Below are 13,697 nucleotides of genomic sequence, written 5' to 3'. Positions count from 1 at the left end.
TTTTGCGCACTATTTATTTTTGGAGCAAACATGAGAGACCCCGCAGGCCAAAATGCAAATAATGCTGATCAGGTAATGACACAAGCAACTTGGGTAAACCACATCGAATCACTTATCGCGCAAGGTCTTTCCCAAAAAGAAATTGCCGACGGGATGTTAAAACCAACCCAAAAAACCGGCTACCTGAATCTACAAAACAAACCCTACTTAATCAAGGCAGGCATGGGAAGACCGACTTATCCCGCTTCCGTTGCCGCCGTTTTGAAAAAGTACTTCTCTAATATAGAGGAAACGGCAAAAAAAGAAAGACAGGAGTTAGAAAATACATCCGGCAAGGGTGCACTGGATTACGGGGACCCGCAGGGAGATGAGGCGAATCGAAAAATGATGGCCACCGCCATGTCCAATTGGTACGATGCTCCAATCTCACCCCAGGATATTCTCTTTACGGTCGGTGGAGCCGGAGGCCTGCATTTAGTATTTGAAGTGCTGAATCAACTAAATGATAACGTTCCTTTCAGGATGATAACCCCATTTCCTCATTATTCACTCTATGCTTCAAATCCCGGGCATAAACTTCATCCTATTGATGTGTTCAAGCTGCCTGGATACAAACTGACTGCAGAGGCGATTGAGGCCAGTATTATTGAAGCCTATGAAGCGGCCAAAGAAGATCACATCCAGCCCAAAGCGATTTTAATTTGTAATCCCAATAATCCCATGGGTACCGTGATTGATGCAGAAGAGATGAAAAAAATTGCGGTAGTACTTAAAAAGTATCCTGATTTACGCATCATCTTTGATGAAGCCTATACAGAAATGAATTATGTGCGCAGGGGCCTTCTGGAAATACTTGAAGATTTACTTAAAGAAAATCCGGATCTGAAAATTATTCTTGATGAAGCCCATGAAAAGATGGGGATGGAAGAAAAAGTTAATTTTTTAAATCTGGTTAGTGCCTTGCTTCTGCAACATAAGCTTCAGAACGAACATTTACCCGAGCTCAGAAAAGAATACCAAAAAACCCTGGATATTATAATGAGCGGCTCCATTACCTTTAACATAATGTACCATTTATTCACTTTGAGGTCTCAACTAAACCATCTCGAAAACGCCGCGAAAAATCTGCCCATTGATAAATCCATCAAAGATACCTATGGCAACAAGGTCTATCATTCCCTGAGTAAACTCACAACGGCTCTCGAAAAAGATTCAAGACTGCCTCAAATGCTGGAACAGGCTCAGGCTATCAAGGATAAGGAAAATGCTTCATTGGCAAAACTGGCCCCTGAGCTAGTTGATCGAATTATTATTATGCGTTCAGCAACCAAAGCCTTCTCTGCCGCAGGTGAGAGACTGGCTGTTTTAATGGCCTTTGATCCTGTGTTTATGCGCGAACTCAAAACCTTGCAAATCAACACTGTGGGTCATGCGCCACGCTCTTTACAAAAAGCCTATGCCGAAACGATGGCGAATCTCAATGAAAGAGAGCATCTCCTCATGAAATATTTTTATAAGGCAAAGGTCGATTATGTAACCCAGCGTGCCAGGCAAATGGGAATTACCCTACCCTCAGCCGAGTACCATACCGAGGGTACTTTCTATGTTCCAGTAGACTTAAGTGAATTATTTGGAATGAAAATTCCTAAAGGTGCAACCAAAGCGCTGGAAAAGGAGGGTGTGGTCAGTAATGATTTGGAGCTGGCCTACAGTTTGTTATATAAAGATCTGCTGTCCATCAGTCCTTTTTCCTATTGTGGTGTCGATGGCAAAAAAGGGTATATGCGTATTACCTGCTGCAGTCCGCAGGATGAGTTATGTGAAATGATGGACCGGATCGAAAAGCGCATTCTTAAAGTCAGACTTGAAAAAAATAAAAAAATGCGCCATGAAATTGAACAGTTACTTTATAGTTATGAGAGTATTGAGACTACCTATTCAAGAACCAGTTTATTAACCGAGCCGTCTTCAAAAGATCGCTGGGGAGAGCAAAGTTCTAACAATGAACTCTCTTTATCATCAAGCCAGGAAGAAGAAAGAAGCAGCATCGAGGATTTTGCCCGCGAAATCAGAATTCGTTATCAGAACATTCACAAGGAAAAACAACCCAACGCACGCTGCGTTCAAAAGGAAAATAAACAGCTTGAGAACATACTGTCGGAATTGCGGCCTGCGATTATGAGGGCAACCCGATTAGGTCAAAGAATAGCCGCTCGCAAAATTAAAAACTTTCTATCCCATAATTTTCTTACCAGGAAAGATGATAATGAAAGAAAAAAACAGCAGCGCGAAGAAGATGCAATCTGGAAGAGAGTAGTCGATAAAATGTTTGTCATAGATTGCCCACAGAAAGATAGTCTTCTCTGCCTCACACGTGAAAAGCGCATGGTCTATGCTGAATATGCGGAGGCAATCAATAAGTTAGAAAATACTGGCAATCTTCCCCAGCGTCCTCGCTCACAATAGGGTATAGGTCAACACTGCCATTAATTTAAGGAATTCTCCAATTCCCTGTTGGGCCATTGGCCCAACATTCGGTTCTGAAGTCGCCCAACAATAATTCCTTTATGGCAGCCCCCAGCCTTTACTTTTCATTTTCCCGACTCGATGCCATACTCAATTCTTTCTATAACGAGCAGATCTTGTGATAAAGAAAACAGCTTATCTAATTATTGTAACGGTGATCATAGGAGTGCTTTCAGGCCTTAGTGGAATGTGTATTGCCTTGCTATTGCACTGGATACAGCATATCGCCTACGGTTACAGCCTACAGCATATTATCAGCCCGGAAAGCTTTCTCCAGGGAGTCGAGGCAGCTTCGGGCGAACGTCGGCTATTGGTTTTGGTCATTTGCGGCTTAGTCGCCGGAATTGGCTGGGGGCTTCTCTATCGCTTTGGCACTCCACTGCTTGGCATCTCCAACTCCATTAAAAAAGCCGAACCTATGCCGGTTATTGCAACTAGCATTCACTCTCTTTTGCAGGTAATAACCGTTGCACTTGGTTCACCGCTGGGCAGAGAAGTAGCGCCCCGCGAAATAGGCGCACTGTTCGCTGGATGGATTTCGCAAAAAAGCGGGCTGAGAAGCGAAGATACCAGAATAATGATCGCTTGTGGAGCTGGTGCTGGTCTGGCCGCGGTCTACAATGTTCCACTGGGCGGCGCCCTGTTTATTGCAGAAGTCTTGTTGCTTAGTTTTAACTGGTCGGTGCTGCTGCCAGCCCTTGTCAGCTCCACAATAGCGGTTGCCGTCTCCTGGATTGGTTTGGGTAATCAACCGCAATATGATCTTTCAGGATTAGTGCTCAGCCCCGGAATTATGGCCTGGTCAATACTCACCGGACCTGTTTATGGGCTTGCGGGTTACTGGTTTAGTAGAATTGCGAATCAATGCCGTAAAGCGGCAAAGCACAACTGGCAACTACCGATTCTTTGTATTCTGAATTTTAGCTTAATTGGCGTGCTGGCTATTTTCTTTCCGGCTATTTTAGGGAACGGTAAAAGTGTCATTCATGTCGAATTTGGAGCCGTCACGCTGATGTCGCTCTCGGCAATATTATTTCTGTTGCGTGTTATAACCACCTGGTCGAGTTTACGAGCCGGGGCAGAAGGAGGCTTGTTAACCCCCTCCATGGCGGCCGGGGCCTTGTTGGGCGGTTTTTTAGGCGGTTTATGGAATCTGTATTTTCCAGGTATTATCCCTGCTTCTTTTGCTGCAATTGGCGCCACCGCGATGCTGGCTGCCAGTCAAAAAATGCCGCTGACCGCTATCGTGCTTATCTTTGAATTTACCCGTATTGATTTCAGTTTTATTATGCCAGTCCTCTTCGCAGTATGCGGATCACTTGCTGTTTGCAAATTATGTATGAGTCTTGAAAAATAACCCGGCTGCGCACAACCGGGTTCATTGCATCAGGACATGCGATAGATGAGCGTACCGGAAAGCCCATTATCCTGCACATTAGAGGCCCATTGTGCAATATAGGAAAGCTTCAACTGCAAATGATCTGTCTCAGGAGGCTGCAATAACAAACCTGCATCAATCAATACAGAATTTCGCGCAATGGGACTGCCATAAATAGTAAAGGGGTTGCTGCCGCTATTAAAGGCCATCAGCGTCTGCGGGTCTGAATGATGATTCGCATGCTGCCATCCCAGCATAAGACGTTGAGCTATGCTGATTCTGTCATTGACAAGCAGACTGGATGTTTCACGAAGTCCCAGAGTTGAATAGAAAAGATTTTCCTGACCGCGGCCATTTAAGGCGGCAGGACTGCCGGACTCGAAAAAGCGGCGCGTTTCCACGTTCACATAGCTGCCGCCTATAAAGGGTTCTGCCTCTATATTGTTCATTGTGAGCGGATAGCCTAATTCTCCAAACAATTGTGCTGTATTGCCGTTGGAATTGGATTTAACCGAGTTGGAAAAGCCGGGGAATACAATATTACGATGCGTATGAATATCATGCCAGGTATAGGCCGCTCCACCTCGTAAATTAAACCAGGCCAGACGACTGCCTGCATAAATTCCCAGATCATAATTGTCGCTGGATACCCAGGAGTTTCGTGCATACACTTTAATGTCAGAATTACTAATCCCACCAATCATTCCAAGACGAAATGGCAAAACAGAGGTTGTGTCAGCTCCCAGGAAAAATCCACGGGTTCTGCGATCAGTTTGCGCCGCATTCCCATTGCCTTCCAGTTTACCCCAGGCGCCAAAACCTTGGCCCCACCAGCTGAGACCTGACAGCTTCTGGAGTTTCTGATTAGTATCCACCTGTACACCTTTCAAACCTGAGAAAGCCTGCTGCAAGCGATTTAAAGCCGCATAGCGCAGATAACGGCTTTCTTCCATAAAGGCACCTAATGTCGATACATGGATTTCTCCAGAAAGGCTGTCAAATGCCTGTGGGGCGAACTGTAAACTGCTCAGGCTACTGATTGCGTCAAAGACCGGATTACCGCCACCAAGACTCTCTACCCCTTCCGCCGTATTGAACTGATTGACAGTTAAGGCGGTACTGGAAAATCGCAGACCATTTCGCAGAATATCCAGATAAACATGCTGCGGATCATAGGCAAGAATAAAATCCAGAAACGGTAAATGCGCATTAAGACTATTGTAGGTTCCTGTAACCCCGCCAAGCGCTGTTAAAATGGTATAGCGCGTTCCGGCAGAATAAACCCCGGGGCTGCGTAGCAACAATACTTCGGCACCAGTAATACTCGCCGCTCCTCCGATACTGATCAAATCCGATTGACCGGCCGCATTAATTTCAAGCTCATAAATTGAGCCAGGAAGCTGCAGATAATTCCCAAGCACAGAGAATGTGCCAATTGAATTGCCTGGGGCGACATTTCCACCAATAATTGCCGAGCCCACTGAACCCGTACCTTGCAGGCGCGCCCCAGGCAATACATCAACCGCGCCGGGAAGGCTGCCATCGATTCGTAAAATCCCCTGATTGACGCTTGTTGGCCCGGAATAAGTCTGTTGGCCGCCAATGGTTAACTGTCCTGCCCCGGTTTTGGTTAAACCGCCGCAGCCATCGAACACATTATCGGTCCCAATATTAAACCCATTGGAATCAATCGTTAATCCCTGGCAACTTACGAATAACTGTCCAGGAAGAAAACCGCTGATAAACTGTTCATTATTTCCATTGGCTCTGAGAACACCGCCATCGAAATGAGTAGCAATGAAGAGACTGTTGCCCACTAGCTGGTTCGTCTGCAGGACACCATTGGCGACAATCTCAAGCAGGGCAGGACCATTTCCAAGAACAGTTTTCTGCATCACGTTGACCAGTCCTCCATCCTGAATACTGAGAAAACCCGCAGAGTTTTGCCCCACTGTCAAAGACGTATTATTCCAGAGTGAGCCCTGGCCATTCACTATCACAGCTCCCACGGATCCTGCATCGGCAGCAATAATCCCCTGCTGATTGCTCACAGTGCCGCCGCCGCTTATAAACAGACTGCCGTTTCCGGATCCACCGACAGTCAGACTGCCATTGTTAGACCAAAGTGAGTTTGCGCCATTCACATCGGCGATACTGACCGAGCTCGCGCCCGCAGCAATTACGGCTGATTGGGAGGTAACCAGACCGCCAAAAAAAATCGACAGCGATCCGTCAGATAATAAGCCTATGTACAAATCCCCTTGATTATGCCACTGTGAGCCATCACCTTCTACGCCCACCCCGCCTGTAGAACCTGTTTCCGCACCGAGTATGGCATTCAGATTGGATACCATGCCGCCATCGCAAATACATAAATCGCCGAATCCGCCCTTTCCAAGAATCAGATCGCCGCTATTAATCCACTGAGAACCCGGCCCCTGGACATCAATCACCCCTACAGCATTTGCGGTATAGGCAACAGTGGTGGTGTTACTATTGACCTGACTGCCATTATCAATAATTACGTCCCCGGTTCCATCAAAGCCAATTAACCATTGGCTATTGATGTTCAGCAAGCCGTTATCCATCATCAGCATACCAAGAGAACCAGCCGTTAGCCCCATTGTAAAGTTGGCCGTATTGACGGTTCCTCCATCCAGGATATTCAAATTGCCAGTGCCAAAACCGCCAAGCTCGAGTACAGCTGCATTATTCCACTGAGAACCAGGGCCATTTACGGTCACCGTTCCACTTGAACCTATGTTGGTTCCAATTTGCGCCAGAAAATCGCTTACAACACCCCCATTCACTATATCCAATATCCCTTCATTGGTATCGCCAACGATTAAGGAAACCAGAAATGCCGTTGAATTGCCGTTGACTTCTGTCGAATTAGGAATAATCGTATCAATGATTACCGAATCACCTGGAACTGGAACCCCTGGAATCCAGTTCAGAGGATCAAACCAGTCATTTGACACTGACCCTGTCCAGTCTACCGCCCATGCGGGATTGGACAAGCAGAAAATAGTCAATAAAGAGATTAATGGTTTGCTGGAAAAGAAAGAATGGGTATTTCTTTTTTTAAGTGAGTGATTCAATTATAAGCCCCGTTTAAACATTCCTGTTTCCCTTTCTTTAAAAAACAACCCTCACCATAACCCTGACCCTGACTGCCATCAAGTTAGGAAACCAGTGTAGGTTGGGCCCTTGGCCCAACAAAGGGGTTGCACCACTTCAGAACTTAATGTTGGGCCAAGGGCCCAACTTACATGTAATTGCAGAATTCCCTTAGCTTAATGGCAGTGACCCTTTTTTCGCAGGCATTAATTCGGGGTTAATTACATCCGATCCAAATTGATAATACTTGAAATTATTCAAGTGTGAAACGGGCTTTTGTATGAACCCTGCCATTGCTAAAGACTATCCGATTCCAAAGCCTTCAACTCAAGGCCCTCAATCTCCTGCAAGGATTTTCCGGCGATACCTTGTAAATCGCCATACATTCCCACGGTGGCATTCATCACCCGTTCGATTTGCTCGGTACGCTTCGCCCATTGTTTCATAATTGCTTTACGTTCTTTATCCAGATCAGTTTGCATTGAGGAAAAGGCTTCAACTATGGCTTCTATCCGCTGCCGGAAGCGAGAACCGGTGAGGTATTGATAAACCATTTCCATTTTACCTAACTGGCCTTCAGACGATTTTCTGGCAAGAGACAATTCGAGTAAGGACTGACGAAGTATTGTCGCCACGGGAAAGGCCGCTTTTGGATGAGTAACCCAAACACCGTCAATCAAATCGAAGGTTTCAACCCCATCCGGTAGTGCCTGACTGACCAGAACTGAAATTTCTGCTTTCGCGCTGCGCTGGTCCTCTCTCAGTTTACTTAACCAGCCGTCGCTCCAGTGTTTGGTGCGCTTGGATTCCCATAAAATACTCCCGCATGGCTGCTGATTACCTCCAAATACTCTTTGCAGCACATCACCGCCGAACTCCCCTTTGGGCACCGGTTCAATTAAGTCAAAGGGAAATTTGGTTTGCAGCATGGATTCCAGATAAAGCTCCTGCACTTCACCCTGCAATTGCTGCGAACCTTGTTCCGCTTTTCGCTTCAGGTCTTCAATCTGTTTTTGCATGCTGGAAATGGTTTGTTCTTTTTCCCTGATTTTAAAAACCAGTCCTTCCTCTGCTTCAAGACGCGCCTTATTCTTAACCGACTCAAGACCCTCATTGATTCGTTTTTCAATGGTTAAGTCCATTTCACGTTTAGCATCCTCAAGCTCACGCTGTTTTTTAATCGCTTCCGCCTGCATCTTTTGCGCTTCAGCAAGTTTTTCATCACGTGTTTTAAGAATGGCCTGTAATTCAGCAATCTCTTTGAGCCTGTTTTCCAGGTCGGAACCGATTGCCAGCTTCGCTTTTTGCGATTCCTCAACAGCGATGCGGCTGCGCTCTTTTTTTAGCTGAGCTTCAAGCTCATCAGCAATTTTCTTTTGCATTTGCTGCTCAGCCTGTTTCAGCTGGTTCTCTTTCTGGCGTACCGCTTCTTCTTTCTGAAGGATCGCCTGATCTTTTTCCAGTAATTGCTGCTGAAATTGTTTTTTTGTGGTTTCAATCAGAGGCGCTGCCAGTGATTCGGTTAACTTGATGTCTGTTTTACAGGAAGGACAGCGAATGGTGGGTTCAGTCATTTTTCACCAAAGAGTAAAAAAGGCCCATTTTAAATACCTCGGAACAAAACATCTACTTCTGCATAAAAAAATATATTGCCTATTTTATGTACATTTAATTCTATAACTTATACTTATTAAATCATTATCAGATTTTAGAATGACCCATGAGCAAAGATTATGAAGATGTAAACCCCGCCCCTCCAGTGGCCAGAGATCATCTTCCACAAACAGCCACTGTATTAATAGCCAATCCTGAAGTGTACGAGTATGCAAAGTTTGAGCAGGAAACTAAAGCTGAGAATGTGAAAACGGTCTACAGGGGGCAACGGAATAACCAGGGAGAACCAATTAATGGCATCTTTACTGCCGGTATGTCCTCCTGCGTAGCCCTTGCTTTTATTATACGGGATGATAAAGGAGAAATTACGCAAATCTCGATGATGCATGTGCCTGGCTCAATTGGCTCTTCTACCTTTGAGGGTATTGAAGGTATTGATATGACCGGGTCTGCTATTATGGATAATATGCTTAAGAAAGCACCAAAAGGCTCAAGTGTAGAAGTGGTCATAGGCTGGAGTAAAGATGTCTATGAGTCTGACTTTCAGGCTACAGGAAAAACCACACTAATTGATGAAAATCTTGCACAGACCATTGAAAAAGTGATTACCGATAGAGGTTATAAACTCGATAAAATCGAGCCCTATTGGGGGGCTAAAAATAACCTGGATGAAAGTGGTTTCAGTTTTGGTATTAATTTTAAGGGGGAGCGAGGGGAATTTAAAAACTGTCGGGGCTGTCGCACAGAGGAGAACGATGCTCGAGTTAAAAAAACCGACTCTCCTGCTACGCCATCAATGGCTGCATTCATGCTAGACTGGGCTCGCACTCTGCGTGATAAACTATTCTTTAATGCTATCAAAAAGGATCTGGCTGAGTCAGCAAACAATCCAGATTATGATGAAGTAAAAAAAATCGGCTTTGACTACAGTAAAGACGAGCTGCCATTGAACGATATGGTTAAATTAAAAGAAATGATGGTGCTGGCGCGTGAAAAAAACGATCCCAGACTCTGGGCTACCATCAAAGACGCCTTGGTTGAGCAGATTCAAAACAGGCCCGATAAAGCGGCAGCGGTTGCTGAACGAAAAGAATTATTGTCCATGCATTTTAAGGGCAAAGATAGTAATGGAGAATATAAAGGCAGCGGGCTTTGCCGGATGTTCCAAGGCGGCGAAACCGCTCACTGGCGTCAGGTAAAGCAATTTGAAGATTCAGCGCAGGCGGTCATGCAAAAATCGACCGACATGAAAGCGCAGCTCAGACTTTCAAACCCTGCTTCTGACACACAGCCCTTGCTAGAGTCGGACAAGGAAGAGGAGCAAGAAAACAGAGCAAGCATGAGCGCCTAGAATCAATATGAGCTTAGATTCCGCCATTTTGTTTTTTAAATCGGAATAGTATACTAGGCGCTTTTCCTTCTTAAGCACCAGCATGACCGAACTATTCCATAGCGCTCTCACCTTTATTAACAGCACCAAGCTGCTCAGCTCGCTTTATGCTGCCGGCTTAATTGTTGTGGGCTACATTGTCGCACAACGAGTAAGCACCATGACTAATCACTCGATCAGCAAACGCTTTTCCCGGCATCATGCCTTACTGATTAGCCGTATTGTGTTTTATATTATTCTCGGATTATTTGCCGTATCCAGTCTTCAGCATCTTGGATTTAAGCTGGGCGTATTGCTGGGGGCGGCAGGTATTTTTACGGTCGCTATCAGTTTTGCCTCGCAAACCGCTGCCTCCAATTTAATCAGCGGCATTTTTCTATTGTTTGAGCATCCCTTTAAAGTAGGCGATACCATTGAACTCAAAGGAATTAATGGGGTGGTAGAATCCATTGATTTACTTTCAACCAAGTTACGTACCTCCGATAATAAACTTATCCGCATTCCAAATGAGGTACTCATTAAATCTGAATTGGCCAATCTGAACTATTTTGACACACGTCGAATTGATTTAATTATTGGGGTGGCTTATCAAAGCAACATTAACGAAGTTAAAGCCACATTACTTGATATTGCCAGCCACTGCGCTCAAGTGCTAAAAGATCCTGCACCCAATGTGAACATTAATAACTTTGCAGACTCTGCAATTGAGCTAAAATTCATGGTATGGGTTAAAACAGAGGATCATTCGGCAGTTAAGAATCAACTGCAGGAAATTATTAAAGAAAAGTTTGATCTCAAGGGGATTGAAATGCCCTTCCCGCAGGTCACCATTCACCGCGTTTAAATAACAGGATGACAACATGACGATTGCCTTACTTGCAACCGGGGATGAAATCATTAATGGGGATACCCTCAACAGCAATGCCCATTTTCTAGCCCATGCCTTAAGCTCGGAAGGACTAACAGTCGGCCGGCATATGTCTTGTAGTGACAGGCAGGAAGATATCCATGAATGCATCCAGTTCTTAGCAAAAGATCATTCCATTCTCATTATTATCGGCGGTCTGGGCCCTACCTCAGATGACAGGACACGCTTCGCCCTCGGTCAGTTCATGGGAACAGCTCTGATAGAATTCCCGGATGCTTTAGAGCATGTACGAAATCGTCTGCTCAAAAGCAAGCTTGCCTTAACTGAGGGCAACCGACAGCAGGCCAAATTCCCTCCGCAAGCTCTGTTATTGCCGAATCCTAACGGTACCGCCTTAGGTTGTTTTTGCGAGTGGAACGGGCAATTATTTTTTTTACTTCCCGGCCCGCCGCGAGAATGCCATCCCATGTTCAATGAGCACGTCCTTCCCAGATTACAATCGACAGAACATGAAAATACCCGATTATTAAAGTGGCGAGCGTTTGGTGTTGCGGAAGGGCAGATTGCCCAGCAACTTGATGATGCTTTGAAAAATATAGAGTGTGTGACCGGATATCGTCTGGAAACGCCCTATGTCGAATGCAAAGTCCGTTGCAAACCTGAGCTCATCGCAGAGGTTAATACTATTGTAGAACCTATTCTAAGACCCCATTTAATTACCCGAAGTGATAAAAAAGCATCGGAAGAATTTATTCTGGCTCTTTCTAAAACAGAGATAAGGCTTGCCGTCATCGACAAAGCGACGGGGGGCCATCTGCAGACCCTCATACAAAAGCCCGAGAACCGGCAGCAACTCCGTTTTCATGACTATGGTGAGACTGATTTGCACGTTGAGATCGCAGGATTAAGCGAGTACTGGCAGCAGAGTCCGAATAGCGGCACAACTCAGCTGACAATCCACTGGCGCCGGGGAGACGAGCAAGGCAGTGAGATACACAGCCTGCCCTATCGAAGCGCCCTGGTAGTTCATTCAGCGACGGAATGGTTATGCTTCCGTCTGCTTCATCTCATCAATCAGCTGCATAAGTGAATAACAAAGCTGCTGGGTGCCCTCTCCGGTCATCGCAGAAATCTGGAAGACTTTCTCAGTCCAGTTTAAACCTTGAATCACTTTATTAATGGCAGCTTCTCTTTCTTCTGGATCAGGAAGCATGTCGATTTTATTGAGCACCAGCCAGCGAGGCTTTTGCAATAACACTGGATCATATTCGCCCAGCTCATGAATGATTGTTTTTGCCGCTTCCACAGGATCACTGTCATCTACAGGCGCCATATCAATAACATGCAGCAAAATACAGGTTCGTGCCAAATGCCTTAAAAAGCGGTGCCCAAGACCCGCCCCTTCGGCAGCCCCTTCTATCAGGCCGGGAATATCAGCCATTACAAAACTTTTATGCGATGAAACACTCACCACCGCCAAACTGGGATGCAAGGTCGTAAATGGATAATCGGCAACTTTGGGTCTTGCAGCAGAGACCGCACGAATAAGGGTGGATTTACCCGCATTGGGAAGCCCTAAAAGACCGACGTCTGCCAAAACTCTCAACTCCAGCCGCAGATGGCGGGATTCGCCGGGTGTACCGGGTGTAGTCTGACGGGGGGCGCGATTAACGCTGCTTTTGTAACGGGTATTTCCCAAACCATGAAAACCGCCCTGAGCCACCAGCAACTGCTGACCGTGCTCACTCACATCGCCCAGTAATTCATGCGAATCCACATCATACACCAGTGTTCCTACAGGAACAGGGATGACTAAATCCTCCCCTCGCTTGCCCGTGCAGTTTCCACCCATCCCCGGTTGGCCATTTTCAGCTTTAAAATGCCTTTGATAGCGAAAATCGACCAAAGTATTGAGGCTGTTATTGCCTTCCAGGTACACGCAGCCGCCATCACCGCCATCACCGCCATCTGGTCCGCCGCGTGGAACAAATTTCTCACGCCTGAAGCTCAGACAACCATGACCGCCATTACCAGCATCTACTTTAATGAGGGCTTCATCAACAAATTTCATGTTTTCTTACCCAAAATGAAAAAAAAAGCCCCGGTAGCGGGGCTTAAAGGCTATTATCCATCAGCAGGAACAGATTATGCCTGCTCTTCTACTGCCTGGACATTAACAAATTTACGATTTTTGGCGCCTTTTACATTGAATTCAACATAACCGGTAACCAAAGCATACAATGTATGATCGCGGCCACAGCCCACACCAACGCCTGGGTGGAAACGTGTACCACGTTGACGCACAAGGATTTCTCCCGCATTCACAAATTGACCGCCAAAGCGTTTTACACCAAGATACTTGGGATTCGAGTCACGTCCGTTACGCGTACTACCACCCGCTTTCTTATGAGCCATTTCTCTCCCCTCTACTTGCTGATCGCAGTAATTTTAACCTGCGTATAATATTGTCGGTGCCCCATTTGTTTCATATGGTGCTTACGACGTCTGAATTTAATAATTTTAACCTTTTTGTGTCGGCCATGCTCAAGCACTTCAGCAGTTACAGAGGCATTGGAGATTAAAGGAGAGCCACAGGTCACCTTATCGCCGTCTGTCAGCATTAGCACTTCGCTAAAGTTGATTTCTTTGCCAACGTCTGCGGTCAGCAATTCTAATTTTAAAACATCGCCTTCTTTGACACGGTACTGCTTACCGCCGCTCTTAATTACCGCATACATAGCTCTTCTCCCACTCGCCACATTTGGCTTACACAAGTTCAACAAAGTGGCATATTCTATGAA

At 45.8% G+C, this 13,697-nt stretch carries 10 protein-coding genes; 5 read left to right on the top strand and 5 right to left on the bottom strand.

Annotation, left to right across the window (positions count from 1 at the left end; all coding sequences use genetic code 11):
• The first annotated feature begins 30 nt into the window (after positions 1-30).
• Together LXA66_RS12345 and LXA66_RS12340 are read left to right on the top strand one after the other, a co-directional pair.
• Positions 31-2,466: a pyridoxal phosphate-dependent aminotransferase gene (locus tag LXA66_RS12345; RefSeq protein WP_233013392.1), complete on the top strand. Its 2,436-nt coding sequence runs from the start codon at positions 31-33 to the stop codon at positions 2,464-2,466.
• A 178-nt stretch (positions 2,467-2,644) separates the two neighbouring features.
• Positions 2,645-3,883, top strand: coding sequence for a chloride channel protein (locus tag LXA66_RS12340; RefSeq protein WP_233013391.1), 1,239 nt, complete (start codon positions 2,645-2,647; stop codon positions 3,881-3,883).
• Positions 3,884-3,912: 29 nt separating this feature from the next.
• On the opposite strand, the gene LXA66_RS12335 is transcribed toward LXA66_RS12340, so the two are convergent.
• Together LXA66_RS12335 and LXA66_RS12330 are read right to left on the bottom strand one after the other, a co-directional pair.
• The gene (locus LXA66_RS12335) at positions 3,913-7,005 is read right to left on the bottom strand and encodes an autotransporter domain-containing protein (protein WP_233013390.1); all 3,093 of its coding nucleotides are present in this window, start codon (positions 7,003-7,005) and stop codon (positions 3,913-3,915) included.
• Between the two features lie 315 nt (positions 7,006-7,320).
• Positions 7,321-8,598 carry a DUF2130 domain-containing protein gene (locus LXA66_RS12330; RefSeq protein ID WP_233013389.1) on the bottom strand — a complete coding sequence of 426 codons (1,278 nt, stop codon included), beginning with the start codon at positions 8,596-8,598 and terminating at the stop codon, positions 7,321-7,323.
• 146 nt (positions 8,599-8,744) lie between these two features.
• Between LXA66_RS12330 and LXA66_RS12325 the strand changes: the two genes are divergently transcribed.
• From LXA66_RS12325 to LXA66_RS12315, 3 genes are all read left to right on the top strand, one after another.
• The gene (locus LXA66_RS12325) at positions 8,745-9,989 is read left to right on the top strand and encodes a hypothetical protein (RefSeq protein ID WP_233013388.1); all 1,245 of its coding nucleotides are present in this window, start codon (positions 8,745-8,747) and stop codon (positions 9,987-9,989) included.
• 82 nt (positions 9,990-10,071) lie between these two features.
• Positions 10,072-10,872 carry a mechanosensitive ion channel family protein gene (locus LXA66_RS12320; RefSeq protein WP_233013387.1) on the top strand — a complete coding sequence of 267 codons (801 nt, stop codon included), beginning with the start codon at positions 10,072-10,074 and terminating at the stop codon, positions 10,870-10,872.
• 16 nt (positions 10,873-10,888) lie between these two features.
• A complete protein-coding gene (locus LXA66_RS12315) occupies positions 10,889-11,986 on the top strand; it encodes a molybdopterin-binding protein (protein ID WP_233013386.1) in 1,098 nt (365 codons plus the stop codon).
• On the opposite strand, the gene cgtA is transcribed toward LXA66_RS12315, so the two are convergent.
• From cgtA to rplU, 3 genes are all read right to left on the bottom strand, one after another.
• Positions 11,942-12,967: an Obg family GTPase CgtA gene (gene cgtA / locus LXA66_RS12310; protein ID WP_233013385.1), complete on the bottom strand. Its 1,026-nt coding sequence runs from the start codon at positions 12,965-12,967 to the stop codon at positions 11,942-11,944. The two genes, LXA66_RS12315 and cgtA, sit on opposite strands and share 45 nt — an antisense overlap.
• Before the next feature lie 74 nt (positions 12,968-13,041).
• The gene (gene rpmA / locus LXA66_RS12305) at positions 13,042-13,311 is read right to left on the bottom strand and encodes a 50S ribosomal protein L27 (protein ID WP_112220710.1); all 270 of its coding nucleotides are present in this window, start codon (positions 13,309-13,311) and stop codon (positions 13,042-13,044) included.
• 11 nt (positions 13,312-13,322) lie between these two features.
• A complete protein-coding gene (gene rplU / locus LXA66_RS12300) occupies positions 13,323-13,634 on the bottom strand; it encodes a 50S ribosomal protein L21 (RefSeq protein ID WP_058506374.1) in 312 nt (103 codons plus the stop codon).
• Between the last annotated feature and the right edge of the window lie 63 nt (positions 13,635-13,697).

It is taken from the genome of Legionella sp. 16cNR16C (genome assembly GCF_021297775.1).
GTDB classification, from domain to species: domain Bacteria; phylum Pseudomonadota; class Gammaproteobacteria; order Legionellales; family Legionellaceae; genus Legionella_C; species Legionella_C quinlivanii_A.
The sequence above is the reverse complement of the archived record's forward strand: the minus strand, read 5'-3'. Positions and strand labels throughout refer to the sequence as shown.